Origin of the sequence: Arthrobacter sp. K5 (genome assembly GCF_040448525.1) — a bacterium.
Taxonomy (GTDB): Bacteria; Actinomycetota; Actinomycetes; order Actinomycetales; family Micrococcaceae; genus Arthrobacter; species Arthrobacter globiformis.
In genome coordinates this window covers 1,479,878-1,501,863 of the sequence record NZ_CP159279.1, presented here as the reverse complement: position 1 = coordinate 1,501,863, position 21,986 = coordinate 1,479,878, and the positions used below count along the sequence as shown (strand labels likewise).

General features: G+C 67.1%; 24 protein-coding genes. 12 read left to right on the top strand and 12 right to left on the bottom strand.

All coding sequences use genetic code 11. The annotated features are described in order from the left end of the window. Positions 1-47 precede the first annotated feature (47 nt). The gene (locus tag ABRP34_RS06700) at positions 48-692 is read left to right on the top strand and encodes a TetR family transcriptional regulator C-terminal domain-containing protein (protein WP_353712660.1); all 645 of its coding nucleotides are present in this window, start codon (positions 48-50) and stop codon (positions 690-692) included. A gap of 89 nt (positions 693-781) precedes the next feature. After that, positions 782-1,393 (top strand): hypothetical protein, encoded by a 612-nt coding sequence (locus ABRP34_RS06695; RefSeq protein ID WP_353712659.1) that lies wholly within the window; start codon positions 782-784, stop codon positions 1,391-1,393. Between the two features lie 40 nt (positions 1,394-1,433). On the opposite strand, the gene ABRP34_RS06690 is transcribed toward ABRP34_RS06695, so the two are convergent. Both ABRP34_RS06690 and dapD read right to left on the bottom strand, forming a co-directional pair. Then, the gene (locus ABRP34_RS06690) at positions 1,434-2,285 is read right to left on the bottom strand and encodes a hypothetical protein (protein WP_003805155.1); all 852 of its coding nucleotides are present in this window, start codon (positions 2,283-2,285) and stop codon (positions 1,434-1,436) included. Positions 2,286-2,348: 63 nt separating this feature from the next. Beyond that, positions 2,349-3,377, bottom strand: a complete 1,029-nt coding sequence (gene dapD, locus ABRP34_RS06685; RefSeq protein WP_353712658.1) for a 2,3,4,5-tetrahydropyridine-2,6-dicarboxylate N-succinyltransferase — start codon at positions 3,375-3,377, stop codon at positions 2,349-2,351. Between the two features lie 159 nt (positions 3,378-3,536). Between dapD and dapE the strand changes: the two genes are divergently transcribed. Then, positions 3,537-4,661 carry a succinyl-diaminopimelate desuccinylase gene (gene dapE / locus ABRP34_RS06680; RefSeq protein WP_353712657.1) on the top strand — a complete coding sequence of 375 codons (1,125 nt, stop codon included), beginning with the start codon at positions 3,537-3,539 and terminating at the stop codon, positions 4,659-4,661. 84 nt (positions 4,662-4,745) lie between these two features. Here dapE and ABRP34_RS06675 read toward each other — a convergent pair whose 3' ends face one another. The 4 genes from ABRP34_RS06675 to ABRP34_RS06660 all read right to left on the bottom strand — a co-directional run bounded on the left by ABRP34_RS06675 (position 4,746) and on the right by ABRP34_RS06660 (position 8,050). Beyond that, positions 4,746-5,585 (bottom strand): amino acid ABC transporter permease, encoded by an 840-nt coding sequence (locus tag ABRP34_RS06675; protein ID WP_003805148.1) that lies wholly within the window; start codon positions 5,583-5,585, stop codon positions 4,746-4,748. Further along, positions 5,582-6,232, bottom strand: coding sequence for an amino acid ABC transporter permease (locus ABRP34_RS06670; protein WP_003805145.1), 651 nt, complete (start codon positions 6,230-6,232; stop codon positions 5,582-5,584). The genes ABRP34_RS06675 and ABRP34_RS06670 overlap by 4 nt, the downstream gene beginning before the upstream one ends. Positions 6,233-6,325: 93 nt before the next feature. Continuing rightward, positions 6,326-7,213: a glutamate ABC transporter substrate-binding protein gene (locus ABRP34_RS06665; protein ID WP_003805144.1), complete on the bottom strand. Its 888-nt coding sequence runs from the start codon at positions 7,211-7,213 to the stop codon at positions 6,326-6,328. Positions 7,214-7,294: 81 nt separating this feature from the next. After that, positions 7,295-8,050 (bottom strand): amino acid ABC transporter ATP-binding protein, encoded by a 756-nt coding sequence (locus tag ABRP34_RS06660; protein ID WP_043419610.1) that lies wholly within the window; start codon positions 8,048-8,050, stop codon positions 7,295-7,297. Positions 8,051-8,156: 106 nt separating this feature from the next. On the opposite strand from ABRP34_RS06660, the gene ABRP34_RS06655 reads away from it, so the two are divergent. The 4 genes from ABRP34_RS06655 to ABRP34_RS06640 all read left to right on the top strand — a co-directional run bounded on the left by ABRP34_RS06655 (position 8,157) and on the right by ABRP34_RS06640 (position 11,135). Beyond that, on the top strand, positions 8,157-8,942 hold the full coding sequence (locus ABRP34_RS06655; RefSeq protein WP_043419608.1) for a TIGR00730 family Rossman fold protein: 786 nt from the start codon (positions 8,157-8,159) through the stop codon (positions 8,940-8,942). A gap of 79 nt (positions 8,943-9,021) precedes the next feature. Then, positions 9,022-9,408 (top strand): DivIVA domain-containing protein, encoded by a 387-nt coding sequence (locus ABRP34_RS06650; RefSeq protein WP_353712656.1) that lies wholly within the window; start codon positions 9,022-9,024, stop codon positions 9,406-9,408. Between the two features lie 143 nt (positions 9,409-9,551). Next, positions 9,552-10,721, top strand: a complete 1,170-nt coding sequence (locus ABRP34_RS06645; protein WP_353713320.1) for a hypothetical protein — start codon at positions 9,552-9,554, stop codon at positions 10,719-10,721. 246 nt (positions 10,722-10,967) lie between these two features. Beyond that, entirely contained in the window at positions 10,968-11,135 is a 168-nt protein-coding gene (locus ABRP34_RS06640; RefSeq protein WP_003805139.1) for a DUF3117 domain-containing protein, read from the top strand. A gap of 93 nt (positions 11,136-11,228) precedes the next feature. Here the strand turns inward: ABRP34_RS06640 and ABRP34_RS06635 are convergent, their stop codons facing one another. Then, positions 11,229-11,861, bottom strand: a complete 633-nt coding sequence (locus ABRP34_RS06635) for an O-methyltransferase (RefSeq protein ID WP_003805138.1) — start codon at positions 11,859-11,861, stop codon at positions 11,229-11,231. 317 nt (positions 11,862-12,178) lie between these two features. On the opposite strand from ABRP34_RS06635, the gene sigE reads away from it, so the two are divergent. The 3 genes from sigE to ABRP34_RS06620 all read left to right on the top strand — a co-directional run bounded on the left by sigE (position 12,179) and on the right by ABRP34_RS06620 (position 14,226). Then, the gene (gene sigE, locus ABRP34_RS06630; RefSeq protein ID WP_003805137.1) at positions 12,179-12,796 is read left to right on the top strand and encodes an RNA polymerase sigma factor SigE; all 618 of its coding nucleotides are present in this window, start codon (positions 12,179-12,181) and stop codon (positions 12,794-12,796) included. A 56-nt stretch (positions 12,797-12,852) separates the two neighbouring features. Next, entirely contained in the window at positions 12,853-13,737 is an 885-nt protein-coding gene (locus ABRP34_RS06625) for an anti-sigma factor (RefSeq protein ID WP_353712655.1), read from the top strand. Between the two features lie 90 nt (positions 13,738-13,827). Then, complete coding sequence (locus ABRP34_RS06620) at positions 13,828-14,226, top strand: Sec-independent protein translocase TatB (protein WP_353712654.1); 399 nt, start codon at positions 13,828-13,830, stop codon at positions 14,224-14,226. Between the two features lie 15 nt (positions 14,227-14,241). On the opposite strand, the gene ABRP34_RS06615 is transcribed toward ABRP34_RS06620, so the two are convergent. The 3 genes from ABRP34_RS06615 to ABRP34_RS06605 are packed head-to-tail and all read right to left on the bottom strand — an operon-like array spanning position 14,242 to position 17,363. Then, positions 14,242-15,369 carry an Mrp/NBP35 family ATP-binding protein gene (locus ABRP34_RS06615; RefSeq protein WP_353712653.1) on the bottom strand — a complete coding sequence of 376 codons (1,128 nt, stop codon included), beginning with the start codon at positions 15,367-15,369 and terminating at the stop codon, positions 14,242-14,244. A gap of 10 nt (positions 15,370-15,379) precedes the next feature. Continuing rightward, entirely contained in the window at positions 15,380-16,099 is a 720-nt protein-coding gene (locus ABRP34_RS06610; protein ID WP_050934402.1) for a DUF1003 domain-containing protein, read from the bottom strand. Beyond that, the gene (locus ABRP34_RS06605) at positions 16,080-17,363 is read right to left on the bottom strand and encodes a CBS domain-containing protein (RefSeq protein WP_003805129.1); all 1,284 of its coding nucleotides are present in this window, start codon (positions 17,361-17,363) and stop codon (positions 16,080-16,082) included. Before ABRP34_RS06605 ends, ABRP34_RS06610 begins: the two co-directional genes overlap by 20 nt. Before the next feature lie 77 nt (positions 17,364-17,440). On the opposite strand from ABRP34_RS06605, the gene ABRP34_RS06600 reads away from it, so the two are divergent. After that, complete coding sequence (locus ABRP34_RS06600) at positions 17,441-18,403, top strand: general stress protein (RefSeq protein ID WP_353712652.1); 963 nt, start codon at positions 17,441-17,443, stop codon at positions 18,401-18,403. Positions 18,404-18,464: 61 nt separating this feature from the next. On the opposite strand, the gene ABRP34_RS06595 is transcribed toward ABRP34_RS06600, so the two are convergent. After that, a complete protein-coding gene (locus ABRP34_RS06595; RefSeq protein WP_353712651.1) occupies positions 18,465-20,054 on the bottom strand; it encodes an aminopeptidase P family protein in 1,590 nt (529 codons plus the stop codon). A 117-nt stretch (positions 20,055-20,171) separates the two neighbouring features. Here ABRP34_RS06595 and ABRP34_RS06590 point away from each other — a divergent pair, with 117 nt between their 5' ends. Further along, positions 20,172-21,017, top strand: a complete 846-nt coding sequence (locus ABRP34_RS06590) for a PHP domain-containing protein (protein WP_043419605.1) — start codon at positions 20,172-20,174, stop codon at positions 21,015-21,017. A 96-nt stretch (positions 21,018-21,113) separates the two neighbouring features. On the opposite strand, the gene ABRP34_RS06585 is transcribed toward ABRP34_RS06590, so the two are convergent. Continuing rightward, positions 21,114-21,986, bottom strand: a complete 873-nt coding sequence (locus ABRP34_RS06585; RefSeq protein ID WP_003805121.1) for a site-specific DNA-methyltransferase — start codon at positions 21,984-21,986, stop codon at positions 21,114-21,116.

The following is a 21,986-nucleotide window of genomic DNA, read 5'->3' as shown; positions in this document are numbered from 1 at the left end:
GCAGCGCGCCGCCGCGGTTTCGGAGCACACCCGTGCTAAAAACAAGAGTGCCGAAAATCGTGGACGCCGCGCAGCGCCGTCAGGAGATCGTTGGCGCCGTGTGCAGGATCATCGCCACGGACGGCCTGGAACGCGCGTCCCTGCGGGAAGTGGCGGACGAGGCCGGGCTTGCGGTGGGCTCCGTGCGGCACTACTTCGACAGCAGTGATGACCTGCTGGCCTACTCGTTTGCGGCGGTTTCGGACAGGCTGCTGTCCCGCCTCAACAAGGCCCTTACCGGGCTCGGGCTCGGGCCCGCAGCGGCTGACCCGGACATGAGCCGGGCGGTATTAACACTCCTGGGCGAATTCCTGCCCCTGGACGAAGAACGTGCCCTGGACGCGTGCGCCTGGCTGGCGTTCAGGAACGCGGCGAGGATCCGGCCCTTCCTGGCCGCCGAGGCGGACCGGAGCCACCGGGCCGTGGCCGCCGTCGTCGGCCAGGTGATCACCCGGCTCGTGCACGAGGACGATCCCGCCGGGACCGGTGCCGGGCCGCAGCTGGTGACGGCCGCCGAACACCTGCTGGCAACCCTGGACGGGCTGGCCATGCACGCCCTGCTGCAGCCGGGCTGGATGTCCCCGGAAATGTGCCGTGACGTGCTCGAATCCCACATCGAGGGGCTTCGCAGGAGGGTCGGTGCCAGCCATTAACCTCCCCGGGCTGGGGGAATAGACTGAAAGCCGGAGAACGGGTGGCCGGCACAACGGGGTGGAAAACAAGATGCCAAGGAGGCATACGCATGCAGCACACAGGCGGTCCAGGCTGGCGAATCACTATGGACACGTCGGGGCCCATGCTCATTGCCCTTTACATACGTGATGTTGCTGGGCTCGATGGCGCGGGCTTTCCGGCGCTTTCGCATGCCGCACCGAAGGTCCGCCATGTTGACCATCACCACCTCACCGCCGAAGTGGGCGGCATCAGCGCCCTGAAAACGGAGTGGGAAGCCTGGTGGGAGCAGCTCCTCAAGGCACACCCGCAGATGTCCCCCGAACTCTCGCCCCCGGGGTTCCGGTCCTTCGCCAACTCACCGGCGCTGCGCAAGGTCCTGCAGGCGCACTTCGGGGCCGCCCTGACCTGGGCCAGGGAGCGGCGCGCGGAGTACGCCGAACTGGAGGCCGAACGCGTGGCCGGGGGCTCCGCGCACCTGCTCGAGGACATCGTGGAGGACCGGCTCCTGGAGGTGGGCCGGGACTCACGGGACTTTGCGCTGACCATCATCGAGCTGCCGCTGGACGAGCAGCGGGCGTGGTACCTGGAGCCGGACAAGATCATCATGAGCCACGAGCTGCTGTCCCAGCCCGAGGTGTTCCGCAGCTACGTGCAGCCGGTCGTGGAGATCCTCGTTTAGAGCTTGAGGGCCATGCCGTCAAATTCAGGACCCGTCGGCTTCAGGACCCGTCGGCAGCCAGCGTGATGGCCACCCGGCCGCCGGTGTCGGGTGCATCCTGCCACCCGTTGCGGGCCTTCCTGTCCCAACGCTTTCCGTCCACGTCAACGCGTTCCACCGAGAACTCTTTGGCGTTTGCCACTGCCCAGTGGGCCACGGACCAGGCAAAGCTGTCGGTGACATCGACCTCCAGCGTCTGGCCGGTCACCGTCGTCGGGATGCTTCCGTAGGAGGCTTCCAGCTCATTGAGCAGGGCGGCGGGGTCGCCGGCAGTGTCCGGTGAGCGGAGCGTGCAGTCCAGGGCAGCCGGGGACTCGCCCGTCAGCGCTGAGGCGAAAGACCGTCCCATCGCCTCGTGCTCGGCGTAGGCCGTCGGGTAGGCGGAGCGCTGGACCCGCTGGGCGGCGTCGGTGATCTCCAGCGTGGCATAGCCGGGCACCTTCACGAGGGCATCGTAAAAGGCGTTCGTGGCATAGATCGGGTCCATTACCTGGTCCTGGGTGCCCCAGCCCTGGGACGGGCGCTGCTGGAAGAGCCCCCTGGAGTCAGGCCCGGCCAGGTCGCCGTGGCCGATGTTCCGGAGCTTGGATTCCTGCATGGCGGTGGCCAGGGCGATGCTGGCTGCCCGCGGCGGCAGCCCGCGCCGCACCGAGACAGCCGTGATCAGCGCCGCGTTCGCAGCCTGGTCGGTGGCCAGGTCGGCCCGCTGTGCGCCGACGGCGGCCGTGCACTCCTCCGTGATCAGCTGTTCGGAGCGCTGCACCAAGGTGGCCACGGTGTAGATGCCGCCCGCGACCAGGACCAGGCAGAGCCCGGTGATGGCAGCCCCGCGCAGCCTGCGTCTGCGTGTCACGTGGTTACTCCAGCAATCTGCCGGCACGCCCTTTTGGGTGGCGTGCCGGCTGTGTCCTCACGGTCAGTTGGCGTGCAGGGCGTCGTTCAGTTCCACGGTCTGGCCCTGGCGGGGCAGGACTTCAACTTCACCGGTGGTGGAGTTGCGGCGGAAGAGCAGGTTCGGCACGCCGGACAGCTCCACGGCCTTGACGATCTTGCTGGTGTCCTCGCCGTCGGCATCCTTGGGCCCGGCAACGCGGACGCGGGTGCCGGCCGTGACGTACAGCCCTGCCTCCACCACGGAGTCGTCCCCGATGCTGATGCCGACGCCGGAGTTGGCGCCCAGCAGGACACGCTGGCCCAGGGATACCTTCTCCTTGCCGCCGCCGGAGAGGGTGCCCATGATCGAGGCGCCGCCGCCGACGTCCGTACCGTCGCCGGCCACCACGCCGGCGGAAATGCGGCCCTCAACCATGGAGGTCCCCAGCGTGCCGGCGTTGAAGTTCACGAAGCCCTCGTGCATGACGGTGGTGCCCTCGGCGAGGTGGGCGCCCAGGCGCACGCGGTCGGCGTCGGCAATGCGGACGCCCGCCGGGACGACGTAGTCCACCATGCGCGGGAACTTGTCCACGCCGTAGACGGTGACGGCGCCGCGCTTGCGCAGCTTGGCGCGGGTCAGTTCGAACCCGTCCACGGCGCACGGGCCGAAGTTGGTCCAGACGACGTTGGGGAGCTTGCCGAAGATACCGTCCAGGTTGAGGCTGTTGGGCTGGACCAGGCGGTGCGAGATGAGGTGCAGGCGCAGGTAGGCGTCGGCGGTGTCGGCCGGGGCCTCGTCCAGGTTGATCTGGACGAACACCACCTTCTGCTCGGTGCCGCGGTCGGCGTCGGTGCCGGCGGCCGCGATGTCCGTCAGGGTTTCGTCGGCGTTTTCCACGGCGCGCAGGTTTTCGGCGGCCACACCAAGGGCGGGGGCGGGGAACCAGGCATCCAGCACGGTGGCTTCGCCGTTCCGCGTGGCGATGGTGGCTACGCCGAATCCATAGGCCGAACGGGATTCGTCGGACAGTGTCTGGGCAGCGGGCACGGCGGAAGAAGCGGTTTCAGTCATGCGCCAAGTCTATCGAGACGAGGCTCGCGCACTGAAACCGGTCCGCGCGTATCTGAGTCGCATTTCGGGGCGTTCCCGGCGCCGGGAACGCCCTGAGCTGCTACCCAGTCGGGACGGAGTGCCACCGGGTTGGGGCGGGCGGGTGCGGGATACAGTGGGATGGTGATTGCCGAAACAGCCCCCGTAACCCTTGACCTGCGCCAGGATGTGGCACTGCTGACCTCCGCGCTGATCGACATCAACAGCGTCTCCGGGAATGAGCGCGAGCTGGCCGATGCCGTCGAGTCCGCCCTCCGCCAGCTGCCAGGCCTTGAACTGGTACGTGACGGCGACTCCATCATCGCCAGGACCAACCTCGGCCGGAGCGAGCGGGTCATTTTGGCGGGCCACCTGGACACGGTGCCGCTGCCGGTCACGGAAGGCTCACTGGGAACGGTGCCGTCCACCTGGCCGTCCGGCGTCCCCGGCGACGGCGTCCTGTACGGCCGCGGGGCCACGGACATGAAGGGCGGCGTTGCGGTCCAGCTTGCACTGGCGGCTTCCATGTTCGACGGCGGGGCGGAACCGGGCAAGGACGTCACCTTTGTGTTTTACGACCATGAGGAGGTGGAAGCGGTCAAGAGCGGGCTGGGCCGGCTGGTGCGGAACCACGGCGGGCTCCTCGGCGGCGACTTTGCCATCCTCCTCGAACCGACCGACGGCACCGTGGAGGGCGGCTGCAACGGCACCATGCGGTTCCACGCCACCACCTCCGGCGAGGCGGCCCACTCGGCCCGGGCCTGGATGGGCCGCAACGCGATCCACGCCGCCGCACCCATCCTCGAACGGCTCGCGGCGTACAGCCCGCAGACCGTGACCGTGGACGGCCTGGACTACCGCGAGAGCCTGAACGCGGTGAAGATCCACGGCGGCACCGCGGGCAACGTCATCCCGGACCGCTGCGTCGTGGAGATCAACTACCGCTTCGCCCCGGACAAGACCCCCGATCAGGCCGAAGAGCACGTGCGCGCGCTGCTGGACGGCTTCGACGTGGTCCGCACGGACAGCGCCGCCGGCGCACGGCCCGGACTGAACCACCCCGCCGCCGCGTCCTTCGTTGCCGCCGTGGGCGGCGAGCCCAAACCCAAATACGGCTGGACCGACGTCGCCCGCTTTAGCGAACTGGGCATCCCGGCCGTGAACTTCGGGCCCGGGGACGCGCTCCTGGCGCACAAGGACAACGAGCATGTGGAGGCCGAAGCCATCCGCACCTGCCTGCGGGCACTGCAGACGTGGCTGTCCTGAGCCAGCTGTCCTGAGCACTGGCAGCTAAACACGAAGGGTCCACAGCCGGATGGCTGTGGACCCTTCGCCGTCAAGAGCTGCCGTTTATTTCACTATGGTGGAGACACCGGCTGTGGGGGCCTTCGCCACTCCGCCGGCGGCCTTCTTGGACCCGCGCCGCTCGATCCAGATGGCCAGCCGGGACACTGCCAGGTTGATGGCGATGTAGATGGCCGCGGCCACGAAGAACACCGGGAACAGGAATTGCGGGCCCAGGAAGTCGGCCATCACCTGCACCGCACGCAGCAGCTCGCCGTAGGCCACGATGTAGCCCAGCGACGTGTCCTTCAGCAGGACCACCAGCTGCGCCACGAGGGACGGCAGCATGCGGCGGACCGCCTGTGGCAGTTCGATGCTCAGCCGGGACTGGAAGCTGGTCAGGCCGATCGCCAAACCTGCTTCGCGCTGCCCGCGGGGGAGCGACTGGATGCCTGCCCGGATGATCTCCGCGAAGATCGCGGCGTTGTAGAGGACCAGGCCGGCCACCACGGCGATGAACGAGCTGGTGGCAAAGACCAGCAGCACGAACAGCATCATCAGGACCACAGGCATGCCGCGCAGGAACTCGAGCACGATCCTGGTGGGGACCCGGATCCAGGCAACATCGGAGATGCGCATCAGGCACAGCAGAAGTCCCAGCGGAAAGGCGATGACAGCTGCTATCGCCGCCGCGCTCAGCGTCGCGGTGATGCCGTTGGCGAGGAGTGTCCAGACGTCAGCCTGGCCGAAGATCGCCCAGCGCTGCGCCTGGAAGATCCCCTGCTGGGCGAGGGTCATGATGGCCCAGGCCAGCAGGGCCGCGATCAGCACGATGCCGATCACGGAGCCGATCAGCGAGACACGGCGGGCCTTGGGCCCCGGAACGTCGTAGAGAACCGAAGTCATCGGGCGATCGCCACCTTTCGTTCGACCTGGTGGGCAAGGTAACCCAGCGGCACGGTGATCAGGAGATAGAAGAAGGCAACCCCCACCAGGACCCACATGACGGCATCACCATGATCGTTGGCCAGCTGCTTGCCGTAGCCGAACAGCTCCAGCACGAAGAAGGCGCCGGCCACTGAGGAGTTCTTGACGAGCGCGATGAGGATGTTGATCAGGGGCGGAACCACGGTGCGGAGGGCCTGCGGGAGGATGATCAGCGACAGGACCTGGCCAAATTTCATGCCGATGCTGCGGGCTGCTTCGGCCTGGCCGATGGGAACGCTGTTGACGCCGGAGCGGACCGCCTCAGCGATAAAGGCGGACGTGTAGGCGCTGAGGGCGATGATCGCCGCGATTTCGAACTGCTGGAAGGTCACACCGAGCCGGGGCAGGACCACCGCCGCGAAAAAGAAGGCGATGGTCAGCGGGGTGTTACGCACCACCTCCACGTAGGCCATGCTGAAGCCGCGGAGGGCGGCAACGGGGGAGACCCGGGCGGCGGCCAGCAGGGTGCCCACAACCAGTGCGATGATGCCGGAAACGGCGGCCAGGAACAGGGTTCTGAGAAAGCCGTCCCAGTATTGGGGGAGGCTTTCAATGATGACGTCCATAGGATCCTTTAGCTGCGTTATGTGCGGAAAACGGAAGCGGCGGTTACCGGCAGGCTATGGCATGCACAGCCGCCGGTAACCGCCACGATCGTTCTAGTAGCGGTCGATGGCCGGAAGTTCCGGTGCCGTCTTGATGACCGCGCCTGCCGTGTCCTCCCAGGCCTTCTTGTAGGAGCCGTCCTTGGCGAAGGCCTCAAGCTGGTCGTTGATCCAGTTGCGGAACTCGGTGTCGTCCTTCTTCACGCCGATGCCGTAAGGCTCCTTGGTGAAGGTTTCGTCGGAAGCCAGCTTGAACGCATCCGGCTCCTTGTTGACGAAGCCAGCCAGGATGACGTTGTCGGTGGTCACCGCTTCAACCTGCTTGTTGCGGAGCGGTTCGAGGCAGGCCGAGTAGGTGGCGGCCGGCACCAGGACTGCGCCGTACTTTTCCACGATCGTGGAGGCCGGGGTGGATCCCGTCACCGAGCAGACATTCTTGCCCTTGACGTCCTCGGGCTTGGTGATGGACGTATTGTCCTTGTTCACCATCAGCGCCTGGCCGGCTTCGTAGTACGGGCCGGCGAAGGCGACCTCGGTCTTGCGCTTGTCATTGATGGTGTAGGTGGCCACGATCAGGTCCACCTTGCCCTGCTTGATGAACTGCTCGCGGTTGGCAGAGACAGTCTCGACCCATTCGATCTTGTCAGCGGCGATGCCCAGCTTGGCGGCGAGCAGCTTGCCGATTTCGACGTCGAAACCGACAGGCTTGCCGTCCAGGCCCTTCTGTCCGAACAGCGGCTGGTCGAACTTGGTTCCGATGGTCACCTTGCCGGCCGAGGCGAGCTTTTCCATGGTGGTACCTGCAGCGAAGCTGGGCTTCTCGACCGGGGTGGGGTTGGAGCCGGTCCCGGTTCCGCCGCCGCCGCAAGCGCTCAGGGTCAGAGCGAGGGCTGCGGATGCTGCTGCCAGAAGGGATTTCCTTCGGGTCAAAAATGCCTTCATGACGTTCCTTTCATTGGGCGGCCGCCGGTGACGGCCTGGGTGCGAACTCGTGATCTGGAAACCAGCGGGGTCTGCCGGTTGTCAGTGCGTGAGCAGTTTGGACAGGAAGTCCTTGGCGCGGCTGCTCTGGGGATTGGTGAAGAACTCCTCGGGCGTGGCGTCCTCCACGATCTGGCCGTCCGCCATGAACACCACACGGTCGGCGGCCTTCCGGGCGAAGCCCATCTCGTGGGTGACCACGATCATGGTCATGCCCTCCTTGGCCAGCTGGATCATGACATCCAGGACCTCGTTGATCATCTCCGGATCGAGCGCCGACGTGGGTTCGTCGAACAGCATGACCTTGGGCTTCATGGCGAGGGCCCGTGCGATGGCCACACGCTGCTGCTGGCCGCCGGAGAGCTGCGCCGGCAGCTTGGGTGCCTGGTGGCCCACACCCACCCGCTCCAGCAGGGCCATGGCCTCCTTGTCCGCCTCCGCCTTGGACACGCCCTTGACCTTGATGGGGCCCAGAGTCACGTTTTCCAGGATGGTCTTGTGCGCGAACAGGTTGAAGGACTGGAACACCATGCCGACGTCGGCCCGGAGCCGGGCGAGCTCCTTGCCTTCCGCAGGCAGCTGCTTGCCGTCGATGGCGATGTCGCCGTCGTCGATGGTCTCAAGCCGGTTGATGGCCCGGCACAGGGTGGACTTGCCCGAGCCTGAGGGGCCGATGACCACAACCACCTCGCCCTTGCGGACCTGGAGATTGATGTCCTTCAGAACGTGGAGCTGACCGTAATGCTTGTTAACGGCATTCAGGGAGACGAGTGCGTCGCCTGGCAGTTGAGTAGTCATAAGAATGAATCTAGCGAACATTGCTCGGTTATGACCGCAATCACTCCAACTTCCGGTTGATCGTAATTCAAGAGATACCTGCAGGTCAGCAGGTTAGCCTTGGGGGATGAGCATCAACGCAGATCCGTCAAAATCAGTACAGCCCCGCCGGAAAGGGCCTCTAGAGCTCCGCCGTAAGCAGGCCGCGGTGGAAATGTCGGACCAGCGGCTGCTCGACACCAAGGGCCCCGGCCACTTCATCCATACCGACCCCTGGCGCGTCATGCGGATCCAGAGCGAGTTCGTGGAAGGTTTCGGTGCGCTCTCCGACCTGGGCCAGGCGGTCAGCGTCTTCGGCTCAGCGCGTACCAAGCCCGGAAGCGCGTACTACGACATGGGCGTCGAGGTGGGCCGCAAGCTCGCCGAAGCAGGCGTGGCCGTCATCACCGGCGGCGGCCCTGGCTCGATGGAAGCCGCCAACAGGGGAGCCGTGGAAGGCAACGGCGTCTCGGTGGGCCTCGGCATCGAGCTGCCCTTCGAGCAGGGCCTGAACCAGTGGGTGGACCTCGGCATAAACTTCCGCTACTTCTTCGCGCGGAAGACCATGTTCGTGAAGTACGCCCAGGGCTTCATCGTTCTTCCCGGCGGCCTCGGCACCCTTGACGAGCTCTTCGAGGCCATGGTCCTGGTGCAGACCCAGAAGGTGACCTCGTTCCCGATTGTCCTGCTGGGCGCGGCGTTCTGGGGGCCGATGATCGAATGGATCACGGGGACCCTGGTGGCTGAGGGAATGGTCTCGGCGAAGGACCTGGACCTCATCCAGGTGGTGGACTCCCCGGAGGAGGCCGTGAACCTCGTCCTCCACGGACACGTCCGGGCGCCCTCCACCAACGGCGACCAGCGGCCCGAATAGCACCACCCGTGGTAGGTAGCCAGGGCAGCAGCTGCGCGGGTAAGCGGCAGGCGGGGCTGCGTCTGGCACGATTGGTGGTGTGAGTTTCTTCCTCGTTTTCCTGGCCATCGTCCTGATTGGAGCCACCGCCCTCATCGGGACCGACCTCGGGGCGGGCATGCTGCGGAGGAAACGCACCCGTGCGCCTCTCGCCGGAGACGGCTTCGACGACGGGTTCGATGAACCCGTGGCGTCGCTGCCTCCGGTGCTGCTTCCCGACGACGCCACACCAGCCGACGTCGACAATGTCCGGTTTGCGCTGGGGCTGCGGGGTTACCGGATGGACCAAGTGGACCAGGTGCTGGACGACCTGCGGGACCAGCTGGCCGCCAGGAACGCCGAAATAGAGCGCCTCCGCGAGCAGCTGCGCGACCGCGCCGGGCAACTTGCGGCCGCCGAACAGCCGGCCGCCGAGGACCGGACGTGAGCTCCCCAGGGCCTCCGGGCCCCGTGCCGCCGGCAACAGCCGAACCCCCGTCGCCGGATCACGGCACGCGGCTGGACACGGCGTTCCGGACCGCCGCGGCACGGCTCGGCGGCCGCCTGGTCCGGTGGCCGTGGTGGGCCCAGATGGCGGCGGTGTACGTGGCTGCGCGGCTGGTCAGTGCCTGCATCTTCATGTCGGCCGCCCTGCACCAGGGAATCAACCCCTGGTTCCCGGCCAAGCCCGACTACTGGAACTTCATCAACATCTGGGACGCGCGCTGGTACGAGTCCGTCATGACCGGCGGGTACCCGACCGAACTGCCGGTGGACGCGGCCGGCAACGTGCAGGAGAACACCTGGGCCTTCTATCCGCTGTTTCCAACGCTGGGGCGGATGCTCTCCGCTGCCGCGGGCCTCAGCCCCGCTGCCGCCCTCATCCTGATCGCGATGCTCGCCGGGCTGGCGGCCTCGCTGGTGGTCTACCTGCTGTTCCGCACCCGGGCAGGCCACTGGCCGGCCCTGTGGGGCGCCGCGTTCTTCTCCACCTTCCCCGTCTCGCCGGTGCTCCAGGTGCCGTACGCGGAATCCCTGAACCTCCTGCTGCTGGCGGCGGCGCTGCTGCTGGTGGTCCGGCGGCACTACCTGTGGGCCATTCCCGTGGTCGTGGCCATGTGCCTTTCCCGGCCCACGGGCGTTCCGTTTGCGGCGACCATCGGGATCCTGTTCCTGTACCGCGCCGGTGAGGCATGGCTCGCCGCACGGAACCACAGACCGGACGCCAAGGGGAGCCAGATCCACAGCCGGAATGAACTGTGGTCCCTCGCCGGGCTGACCGCGGTCAGCGGCGCGGGCGCGCTCGCCTGGCCGGCCATCGCGTGGGCGGCCACCGGCGACATCGCCGCCTACACCAAGACCGAAACCGTTTGGCGCGGACACGACCTCGTGCCCTTCAAGCCCTGGTTCGACACCGGCGTCCTGTTGTTCGGTCCGGTGCTGGGGCTCGTGGCACCCTTCGTCTTCGTGGCGGTGTTCGGGCTCTTTATGGCCTCGCCGCCGGTGCGCCGGCTGGGAACGGAACTCCGGCTGTGGTGCCTGTGCTACATGGGATACCTCGTGGTGTTCCTGCACCCGCAGACCAGCACGTTCCGCATGCTGCTGCCGCTGTTTCCGCTGGCCCTGGCTGCCGCGCTCGTTTCCCGGTCCAGGGCCTACCGCGGCGCGGTGATCACCATGTTCGTCCTGCTGCAGATCGTCTGGGTGGTGTGGCTGTGGGCGTGGGCGCAGCTGCCGGGCGGAGGGGACTATCCGCCGTGACGTGCCCGGGGTTTCCCCAGCTCAGCCTGCAGAGGGACGCAGGAATCCGGACGTGAACGAATTGTCCATCGATTAGCTACAGACGGGTAATTACAGGATAATAGGTAATAAGCAAGGACAAAAAGCATTCGGATTGTTCAGCCAGGGCGGCTGCCGAAAGGACCGCCAGAGCGGCTTTGTTTTGACCACGCGGACTCAGCCCGGCCGGGCTGCTCGGTCCTGGGACTACTGGAGGGGATATTCCTCATGGCGGCTATGAAACCACGCACCGGCGACGGCCCTATGGAAGTAACCAAGGAGGGCCGCAGCCTGATCATGCGTGTGCCGCTCGAAGGCGGGGGACGCCTCGTGGTTGAACTTAATGCCACAGAGGCGGCCAACCTCAAGGACTGCCTCGTCGGCGTCACCGAATAAGAATAAAGGCAGGGCCCGCAGCCGGAAGGCTGCGGGCCCTGCCTTTTTCGTATCCCTGGCCGGCCTGTGTTGGCCAGCCCCTTACGGACCAGCCTATTTCTTGACCGCCACCAGCAGCCCGTCACCGGTGGGGAGCATGGCGGAAGCCAGCCGGTCGTCGTCGCGCACGGCCTTGCCCACCTGGCGCAGCACCACGGTGGTTGCGTCGCGGGCCGCCGGGTTGGACACCCTGTCCTTGTCCAGGGCGTCATTGACGATCAGCAGCCCGCCGGTCTTGAGGAGGCGCACGGCCTGCTCCACGTAGCGGGGAAAGTTGGGCTTGTCCCCATCGATGAAGACGAGGTCATAGGCTGCGTCGGTGAGCCTCGGCAGGACATCGCCCGCGCGGCCGGAGATGGTGCGGGTGCGGTTGGCCGGACTGCCGGCCTCCTGGAACGCTTCCCGCGCGGCCTTCAGGTGCTCCACGTCCACGTCGATGGTGGTGAGCACGGCCTGCGGGCCGAGGCCGCGGAGCAGGCAGACGCCCGAGACCCCCGCGCCGGTACCGATCTCGACGGCGGTCTGCGCCTTGGAAGCGGCGGCGAGCACAGTCAGCACGGCGCCAACGCCACGGCCGATGGGTGTCACGCCAAGCTCGAACGAACGTTCCCGGGCGCGCAGCAGGACCTCATCCTCGGCAGGCAGATCTTCTGCATAGGACCAGCTCGTGGACTTATCGGCGCTCATGGATTTCGCTTTCTGGGCGGCAGGGGGCATGTTCTTACAGCGTACTTGGTTGGACGGCGCCCGAGGGGCAAGTGACAGCCGTGACGCCTGTGATGGCGCATACTCTCACGCTGTGCGGCGAATTGCGAAGAAAATCCCCGGAAACCGGCATGAAATTCCGGCCGGGAGTTGCGCTTTTAGCAAAGGGGGGCCCTGCAGTCAGGAAATTCCCAGCCAACTTTGACATGATAATAATCCGCTCATCCAAGTGGTGATCGGCGCCGAACCAATGATGTAAAGCACGTCAGGCGTTATTACATCCACGAGGGGAGTGGACGATGTCAGCATCCGTTGCGGCACCTGTCCCTGCAACTGAAGAGCAAGCTGCCGAGTGGGCCATGCCCACGTGGGAAGAAGTGGTCACCAACCACTCCGCCAAGGTGTACCGGCTCGCCTACCGGCTTACCGGTAACAAATACGACGCCGAGGACCTCACCCAGGAGGTGTTCGTCCGCGTCTTCCGTTCCCTGGAGAACTTCAAGCCTGGAACCCTGGACGGTTGGCTGCACCGGATCACCACCAACCTGTTCCTGGACCAGGCGCGGCGCAAGAGCCGCATCCGCTTTGACGCCCTCGCCGAGGACGCCGAATCCCGGCTGCCCGGCCGGGAGCCCGGCCCTGAGCAAAGCTTCGAACTCAACAACCTGGACCTCGACGTCCAGGCCGCCCTCGAGGAACTTCCGCCGGACTTCCGTGCCGCCGTCGTCCTGTGCGACCTGGAGGGGCTGTCGTACGACGAAGTCGCCGAGGCCCTCGGCGTGAAGCTGGGCACGGTTCGTTCGCGCATTCACCGCGGCCGGACGATGCTGCGCGAAAAGCTTGCCCACCGGGATCCGCGCCCGCAGCAGGCACGCAAGCCGCGGCTGAAGATGCCCCGCATCGCCGGCGTTCTCTGATCGGCGACATGGGTCAGCTACATCGCTTGCTGGAGGGGCTCAGAACGAGGGCAGGGTTGCCGCCGCTTGCGGGCGGACGGCACCCGCAGACAACGGACCATATCCGCGCGTGCGCCGAATGCGCCAGCGCGCTGCACCGGCAGCGCCAGTACATTGAGCGACTCCGTACAGCCGCGGTCCCGGCCGCCAGTGACGAACTGACAGCGCGGCTCCTGCTCCGCACCCAGCAACTGGCCATGGCGCCGGCCCCCGTTTCCCGGCCCAGCCGGATGATGCTGGCGGGGCTGGCTGGCGGGGTGGCTGTGGTGGCGGCAGGCGCCGTCGCCGCCGGAGCCTATACGGCCGCGGGCGAACCCAGGCAATACGCCGCGGGCACGGCCTCGCTCTACGGCCAGTCCGGACATTCTCCCGGAACGGACAGCCGCCTCGCCGCGCTGCGGTCCTCCGGCTGGACCTGCCCTGAGCTGCGTGCCATGGGCTTCCACCTTGTTTCTGCCAACACCACGGTGCTGGCGGGCCGGCCCACGGTTGAACTGCGCCTCACGGACGGGCAGCACACGGCACGGATTCTGGAACAGCACCAGGGATCGCCGGCGGCGCCCTGGCCGATTAACCCGCTGACCGGCCACCCGGCGGGAAGCGACGGATACGTCGCTGCTGACCTGCCGGGACCTACGGCGGACGGCCAGGTCTGGGTCAAGGCGGGACCGCCGTGGAGCGCGATCTACCAGACGCCGCGGAGTACCTTCACCTACGTGTCGGACCTGCCTGCCACCTCGGCCGACGATGCCGTGGCGATGCTCGCGGGCGCCGGAAGCGGGGCCAGCCCAGGCGTTGCCGCCGGGACGGACGCTGCCGGCGGCACAGCCGCAGCGCAGGAAACGGTGGTCGACCGGTTCGAACGCGGCCTCCGCAAAATAGCCCGCCAGCTGGGGCTTTGAGACGCTTCCCCGTCCCTGCAGCGTGCCCGCAGAGGGTGCCGGCCGGGCCGAAATCGTCACGGCCTCCCCGGAGAGGGTAATCTTCCTAAAGTGTTTGGAATCAACGGCCCGGAGTTTATCCTTCTGCTGCTCATCGGCATTCTGGTGATCGGCCCCCAGCGGCTGCCCGAATACACCCAGAAACTGGCAAACCTGGTCCGTGAAGTTCGCCGGATGGCCTCCGGCGCGCGGGAACAGCTCAAGGAAGAAGTCGGCATCGACATCGATGACGTCGACTGGAAGAAGTACGATCCCCGCCAGTACGATCCGCGGCGCATCATCAAGGAAGCGCTCCTCGAAGACGACACCAAGCCGGTCAGCGCCGGCGGTCCGGCGGCAGTAGCCGCTGCGGCATCAGCCGCAGCTTCCCACACCGAGGAGCGGCCGGCGCGCATCATCGAAAGCCTCGGCGTGGGGGAGCGGGCCCCTTTCGACTCCGAGGCGACCTAGCGGGGCCTTGCCCAATCAGCGGGGCTGGACGTCCAGCTTCATCCCGGCCAGTCCCCGCGGCTTGGCCGCGAGCTTCCCGGCGATGCCGGACAGCGCCGCCGCCGCGGGCGTGTCCGGGCCGCCCAGGACGATGGGATTGCCCGAGTCGCCGCCTTCCCGCAGGAGAATGTCCAGCGGAATCTGGCCCAGCAGCGGCACGTCCGTGCCGGTCGACGCGCTGAGCCTTTGGGCGAGGACCTCCCCGCCGCCGGTGCCGAACAGGTCCATCCGGCCGCCACCGGGCATTTCCAGGAACGACATGTTCTCGATGACCCCTGCGACCGTCTGCCCGGTCTGGGTGGCGATGGCGCCGGCGCGTTCTGCGACGTCGGCCGCGGCGGCCTGCGGAGTGGTGACCACCAGGATCTCGGCCTTGGGCAGCAGCTGCGCCACCGAGATGGCGATGTCGCCGGTGCCCGGCGGGAGGTCAAGGAACAGCGCGTCCAGATCGCCGAAGTAGACGTCGGTGAGGAACTGCTCGAGGGCCCGGTGCAGCATGGGTCCGCGCCAGGCCACCGGCTGGTTGCCGGTGACGAACATGCCGATGGAAATGACCTTCACGCCGTAGGCCACTGGCGGGAGGATCATGTCGTCCACGCGGGTGGGGGCCTGGGTGATCCCCATCAGGGCCGGCACAGAGAAGCCGTACACGTCGGCATCCACGATGCCCACGCGCAGCCCCTGTGCCGCGAGGGAACAGGCGAGGTTGACGGTCACCGAGGACTTTCCCACGCCGCCCTTGCCGCTGGCCACCGCAAAGACCTTGGTGAGGGATCCCGGCTGGTTGAACGGGATGCCCCGCTCGCCGCCGGGGCCGCGCAGCTGCTCCTTCAGCGCATCGCGCTGCGACTGGGTCATGACTTTCAGGTCCACGTCGACGGCGGTCACACCGGGAACGTTCAGCAGCGCCGCCTCGGAGTCCCTCGTGATCGTGTCGCGGAGCGGGCAGCCGGCAATGGTGAGCAGCACCGCCAGCCGGACGGTCCCGTCGTCGGAGATTTCCACGGAGTCCACCATGCCCAGTTCGGTGATGGGGCGCCGGAGTTCCGGGTCGATGACGGTTGCCAGGGCAGCGTTGACTGCCTGAACGAGGGTGGTGCTCATGCCGTGGTGCTCAGCTTTCGGGAGAGGTGGGTCGGTGGGCTGCCCGGCCGCGCGTTTTTTCAGACTTGACCTTGGGGATCTGCTGCGTGCGGGGATTGCGTTGCTTCTCCCGCTTCTCCTTCAGCTTTTCCCGGACCAGTTCGCGCGGCGATTCATGGCTTCCGGGCCCTGACGGCTCGTGCGTACGGAGCTCCTCCTGGGCCTCCAGCAAGTCCTCCAGCAGGCTGCGCAGTTCCGCCCGGACGTAGTCACGGGTGGCCACTTCACGCAGCGCGATCCGCAAGGAGGCCAGTTCCCGCGTGAGGTATTCGGTGTCTGAGAGGTTTCGTTCCGCCCGCTGGCGGTCCTGCTGCAGGGACACGCGGTCCCGGTCGTCCTGGCGGTTCTGGGCGAGCAGCAGCAGCGGCGCGGCGTAGGACGCCTGCAGGGACAGCATCAGCGTCAGGAGCGTAAACCCGAGTTCGACCTTGTCGAACTGCCAGGCCGTGGGGGCGAAGGTATTCCAGGCGAGCCAGAATACACAGAACACGGTCATGTAGAGCAGGAACTGCGGCGTGCCCATGAAACGGGCAAAGCCCTCCGTAGCGTGGCCGAACGCGTCGGGGTTCGGGGAGAACTTGGGTAGGATGCGCTGGCGGCCGCTCAGCGGCGTGTCCAGGCTCCCCTGGCCTGCCGGCTTTCCGCCGGTGCGGGTTCCCTTTGCCGTGTTCTCAGCCAATGCGGCCACCAAGCTTTCTGACCGGGGCTTCGCCGTCGTTAGCCCGCCAGTCATCGGGCAGCAGATGGTCCAGGACGTCGTCCACAGTCACTGCGCCCACCAGACGGCCGGCCTGGTTGACCACCGGCAGCGAGTTCAGGTTGTACGTGGCGAGTGTGCGGGCCACTTCGCTGATGTGGGCCAGGTCCGAGAGAGGTTCCAGGTTCTTGTCCACGAGGTTGCCCAGCGACTCGAACGGCGGGAAACGCAGCAGCTGCTGGATGTGAACCACGCCCAGGAACCGGCCGGTGGGCGTTTCCAGCGGAGGACGGGCGATGAAGATGGATGAGGCGAGCGCAGGGGAGAGCTCCTCGCGCCGGACGTGGGCGAGGGCTTCCGCGACCGTGGCTTCGGGCGGCAGGATCACGGGCACGGGGGTCATGAGGCCGCCGGCGGTGTCCTCGTCGTATTCGAGGAGGCGACGGACGTCCTCGGCGCCCTCGGGCTCCATCAGCTGAAGGAGTTCCTCCGCCTGGGCGGACGGGAGCTCACCGAGGAGGTCGGCGGCATCGTCAGGGTCCATCTCCTCCAGGACGTCAGCGGCGCGCTGGACGTCGAGGGCGGAGAGAATTTCCACCTGGTCGTCCTCGGGCAGCTCCTGCAGGACGTCCGCGAGCCGCTCGTCCTGCAGTTCGCTGGCCACTTCGAACCGCCGCTTGTCGCTCATTTCCTGCAGCGCCTCGGCGAAGTCCGCGGGCTTGAGGTCCTCGTGGTTCGCCACGAACTGGGTGGCTGCCTGCGGTTCTGTCTTCGCTCCCTGGTGCGCGTCGGCCCAGTCGATGATCATGGTTTCGTTGCGGCGCAGCCTGCTCAGGGGCGCCAGGGAGTGTCCGCGCCGGACGAACAGCTTGCTCACGAACCAGTCGCCCGAGCGGTGCTGGTCCATGGCGATGTCCTCGATGGTGGCGTCACCGCTGCCGTCGGTGAGGGTGACGCGGCGGTCGAACATTTCGGCCACCACCAGGGTCTCGGCGCCGCGCTGTTCGAAGCGCCGCAGGTTGACCAGCCCGGTGCAGATGACCTGCGTCTGGTCGATGGAGGTGATGCGGGTCATCGGGACGAACACGCGCTTCTTGCCGGGCACCTCGACGACGATGCCCACCACGTGCGGGGCGCCCCGGGTTCCGCGGGAGAGCACGACGACGTCACGCAATCGTCCCAGACGGTCGCCCAGAGGGTCGAAGACGTCCAGTCCCAGGAGGCGCGCAACAAAGACGCGGGTAGGATTCGTGCTCACCTCTACAGGCTACCGAGTCTGCTCTCTTTTAGCTGAATTTTCAGCTTTCACCCATCCTTATGGGCAAGAATGGGGGTATGGCTAACATTTTTGGTGCTCCGAAGGCTGCGCCCAACGGCTCGGACGAGTCGAAGACTGTCCCTACCGGGGACACCGTCGGCACGTATACCTCTTACCTGGACGCCCAGAAGGCCGTTGACTACCTCGCTGACCAGCAGTTCCCGGTGCACCTGGTGTCCATCGTGGGGAACGACCTCAAGATGGTGGAGCGCGTGACGGGCCGCCTCAGCTACCCCCGGGTGGCGCTCTCCGGTGCCCTGAGCGGCATGTGGTTCGGCCTGTTCGTCGGCGTCATGCTGTCCTTCTTCACACCGGCTGGCGGGACGTTCTCCATCATCAGCTCGGTGCTGATGGGCGCGGCGTTCTTCATGCTGTTCGGGATCGTGACCTACGCCATGCAGCGCGGCAAGCGCGACTTCACGTCCACCAGCCAGGTGGTTGCCACCAATTACGACGTCATCGTGGCGTTGGAGGCTGCCCACGAGGCGCGGCGGCTGCTCCAGCAGCTGCCGATGACGCCGTCCGACGCCACTCCGGGTGCGCGGCCGGCGTCGCACGCCCCGCACGACTACCAGGGCCAGCACGACTACCAGAACCAGCCCTACCAGCAGCCGGGCCGGCACCAGGGTCCGCCGCAGGGCCCGTCCCAGGGCCAGGCGCCGCAGCGGCCGGCGGGCTGGAACGACCCCTACGGTCAGCGCAACCAGGACGCCAACGGGCAGTACGGCGCAAACCAACAGTATGGTGCGGAGCAGGACGCCCAGGGCGGGCAGCCGCAGGAACAGCCGTACGGGGCCAACCAGCAGGGCCAGCAGTACGGGGCCAGCCAGCAGGAGCAGGGCACGGAAGGCGCGCCGGCCGCGGGCCAGCGCCCGGCGTCCGTCCGTTACCCGGACCTGCCGGACGGCCGGCCGCAGTATGGCGTGCGGGTGGATCCGAACCAGGCCGAGCAGGGCCGGGACGGGCAGCACCAGCAGTAGCGGGAGACAGCAATAAGGGACGGCCGCCGGATCACCCGGTGGCCGTCCCTTTCTGCAATTACTAACCTTTGGCGTCGATCTCCTGGTAGATCCCGGCCATCCAGGCCTCGACGTCGTCCGCGGTGCGGGGCAGCGCCGCGCTGAGGTTCACGGGGCCCTCGGAGGTCATCAGGATGTCGTCCTCGATGCGCACGCCAATGCCGCGGTACTCCTCGGGGATGGCGAGGTCTTCCTGCTTGAAGTACAGGCCCGGTTCGATGGTGAAGACCATTCCCTCGCGCAGCACGCCGTCCAGGTAGAGTTCCCGTTTGGCCTGGGCGCAGTCGTGCACATCGAGGCCGAGGTGGTGGCTGGTGCCGTGCGGCATCCAGCGCCGGTGCTGCTGGCCGTCCTCGCCGAGGGCTTCCTCGACGGGGACCGGGAGCAGGCCCCATTCGGCAAGGCGCTCCGCGAGGACGGTGGTTGCGGCCGTGTGGATGTCGCGGAACTTCACGCCGATCTGTGCGGCTGCGAAGCCGGCGTCGGCTGCGTCGAGGACGGCTTCGTAGATCTTGCGCTGCACGTCCGAGAACTTGCCGTTGGCCGGGAGCGTGCGGGTGATGTCCGCCGTGTAGAGCGAATCGGCCTCAACACCGGCGTCCAGCAGGAGGAGGTCCCCGGCGTTGACCTTGCCGGTGTTGCGGGTCCAGTGGAGCACCGTGGCGTTGTTGCCGGCGGCGGCGATGGTGTCGTAGCCGAGTTCGTTGCCTTCCTCCCGGGCGCGGGCGAAGAAGGCGCCCTCCACCACGCGCTCACCGCGGAAGTGCGTCAGGGCGCGGGGCAGAGCCTTGACCACTTCGGTGAAACCCTCCACCGTTGCGGCCACCGCGATCTGCATCTGCTCGATTTCCCACTCGTCCTTGGTCAGGCGCAGCTCGGAGAGTGCTTCGGAGAGCTTCTCGTCGAGGGCGTCCAGCACGCCAAGGTCCAGGTTGTCCGGGTCCTTGGCCGTGTTGTAGCGGGCGGTGTCCACGAGCGCGTCGATGTTTTCGTCCACCTTGCGCACCAGACGGATGGAGACGCCGCCGATTTCGGGGGCGCCGACGTTCTTGGTGACGGCCACCTCGAGTTCATCGATGTGGGCAGTGGGGATTCCGAGCCGGGCCTCAAACTCGGCCAGCGTGGGCCGGGCCCCGATCCAGAATTCTCCCGACCGCGCGTCTGCGTAGAACTGTTCGGTGTCCCGTCCGGCCAGCGGCCGGAAGTAGAGCGTGGCGCGGTGGCTGCCGCCGTCGTCGCCCTTTCCCTCCTCGACAGGTTCGAAGATGAGCACGGCGTCGGGCTCATGGTCCAGGCCGAGGCCGGTGAGGTGGGCGAAGCCGGAGTGCGGCCGGAAGCGGTAGTCGCAGTCGTTGGACCTGACCTTCAGGGGCCCGGCCGGAAGCACCAGGCGTTCACCCTTGAACTGGTCGGAGATGGCCCGCCGCCTCTTCGCGGCGTGGCCGGCGACGGCGTCCCGTTCAGGGGTCACCTGCGGCGCGGGCGCCCAGTTGCTGGCCATGAAGGCCTTGAAAGCCGCGGAACTGGGCCGCTGGGAGCGGTTGTTAACGCGCTCTTCCAAGGGCTGGGAAGCTGTGTTTTCACCGTTGTGGGTGTTGTCTGCTGAGTTCACGGTCCCATCGTCTCACCAGCCGAGCGGCTTAGGCCAACACCGGCCCCGCAGGGAGAACGGGAGGGAGAATCATGGCCATCCCGGCCACTGGGGCGCGGCATCTACTAGGCTGGGCTGGTGAGGATAGATCTGCACGCCCACTCGAATATTTCCGATGGCACGGAAACTCCGGCGGAGGTCATGGCAGCCGCGGCGGCTGCAGGGCTGAACGTCATCGCGCTGACGGACCATGACTCCACGGACGGCTGGGAGGAAGCGTCCCGGGCGGCGATTGATGACGGCGTGGCGCTGGTGCCCGGGATGGAGATTTCCTGCCGGACAGAGCACGGGATCAGCGTCCACCTCCTGAGTTACCTGCACGATCCCACGCACCCGGGGCTGCTCGAAGAAATCACGAAGGCCAGGGAGGCCCGCCTCACCCGCGCCGAACGCATGGTTACGCTGCTGGCCGAGGACTATCCCCTGAGCTGGGACGACGTGATCCACCATGTGGCGCCGGGGGCCACGCTGGGACGGCCGCACATCGCCGACGCCCTGGTGGCGGCGGGCGTGGTGGCGGACCGTTCCGAGGCCTTCACCTCCATCCTCACCTCCCACTCCCGCTACTTCGTGCAGCACTACGCGCCGGAGCCGGCCCTTGCCGTCGAACTGGTCCGTGCCGCGGGCGGCGTTCCCGTGTTTGCCCATCCCGTTGCGTCCGCACGGGGTCGCATCGTGGGTGAAAGCACGTACCACAACATGATCGACGCCGGCCTGGCCGGGCTGGAGGTCAACCACCGGGACAACCCGGAGGAGGGCCGGGAGTTCCTGCGGAAGCTGGCCGCCCAGCACGGGCTCCTGGTGACCGGGTCCTCGGACTATCACGGCCTGGGCAAGCCGAACCGGCTGGGCGAGAACCTGACTGCGCCGGACGTGTTCGAGCGGATTGAGGAGCTGGGCACGGGCACCGCCGTCGTGCGCTGAACCCCATCTGGCGTCCGCCGAATCCCAACTGGGTAGCACGTCAGGGCATTCCCAGCGCTGGGAACGCCCTGACGTGCTACTTACTTGGGCTGATGCCTACGCGGGCGGGCAGGACGCAATCTCGGCGTGCGCCCCGAGCCGTTTGGCCATGACGTCGATGGCCGGCTGGTTCTGGTCCACGCAGACGAACCTGCGCCCCATCTTGGCCGCCACGGCGCCGAGGGTGCCGGAACCGGCGAAGAAATCGAGGCACCAGTCACCCGGGCGGCTGGACGCAGCCACCACCCGGCGCACCAGGCCCTCGGGTTTCTGCGTGGGGTAGCCGGTTTTTTCCTTGCCCGTGGGGGAGACGATGGTGTGCCACCAGACGTCGGTGGGCAGCTTGCCCAGCTCACGCTTGGCCGGAGTCACGAGCCCCGGCGCCATGTAGGGCTCCCGGTCCACCTCGGCGCTGTTGAAGTGGTACTTGGCCGGGTTTTTGACGTACACGAGGATGTTGTCGTGTTTGGTGGGCCAGCGGTTTTTGGCGCGCGCACCGTAGTCGTAGGCCCAGATGATCTCGTTGAGGAAGCACTCACGGCCAAAGATGGCGTCCAGCATGACCTTGGCGTAGTGCACCTCGCGGTAGTCAAGGTGCAGGTACAGGGTGCCGTCGTCGGCCAGGAGCCGCCAGGCCTCCACCAGGCGCGGCTCGAGGAAGGACCAGTAGTCGCTGAAGGCGTCGTCGTACCGGTGCAGGGCACCCTTGATGGTGTCGTAGGAGCGGCCCTTGAAGCCCACCCGGTCGCCGTCGCCGCCGGCGTTCAGCACCATCCTTGTTTCCTGGCGCTGCTGGGCCCGGCCGGTGTTGAAGGGCGGGTCCACGTAAATGAGCGTGAAGGCGCCGTCCGGCAGCGTCGGGAGGAAGTCCGCGTTATCCGCGTGCACCACCAGGTTGCTGCCGTCCGGCGCCCAGACAGTTTCAGTCAT